Source organism: Bradyrhizobium campsiandrae, from assembly GCF_014529705.1.
Lineage (GTDB): Bacteria > Pseudomonadota > Alphaproteobacteria > Rhizobiales > Xanthobacteraceae > Bradyrhizobium > Bradyrhizobium campsiandrae.
The window spans coordinates 1-379 of record NZ_JAANIH010000289.1; the positions used below are offsets into that span (position 1 = coordinate 1).

A 379-nucleotide genomic window follows, 5' to 3' on the forward strand; every position below is an offset into this window, starting at 1 on the left:
GGGTAAAAGTATAACGGCTCAAAGGAATGTTTTCTTGCAAATTAAGTCCTTGCGCTTTTAAGTCATACAGCTTCAATTAAAATTGCCTCCTCTAAATCTTCCTTTTGATATTTTACCGCATTCACGCTGTGTTATACTAGCTTGGATCAAGTTTGCTTGTCTTAATTTGACTTACGCGCAACATGGAGGCTTTTGCTTATGATGAATTTCGTTGCCATGGACTTTGAAACTGCCAACCAGCACCCGGCCAGCGCCTGCTCTTTGGCCTTGGTTTTAGTGCGGGAGAGCAAGATTATCGACCGCTTTTACACGGTCATCAACCCCCAGATGGCTTTTGACGCCCAGCAGGTCAAGGTCCACGACATTACGGCTGAAGACG

At 45.1% G+C, this 379-nt stretch carries 1 protein-coding gene; it reads left to right on the top strand.

Annotated elements, in window-relative coordinates:
* Positions 1 to 198: 198 nt before the first annotated feature.
* The coding region (locus tag G8O24_RS47450; RefSeq protein ID WP_497717879.1) for a 3'-5' exonuclease family protein at positions 199 to 379 on the top strand (181 nt) is incomplete at its 3' end.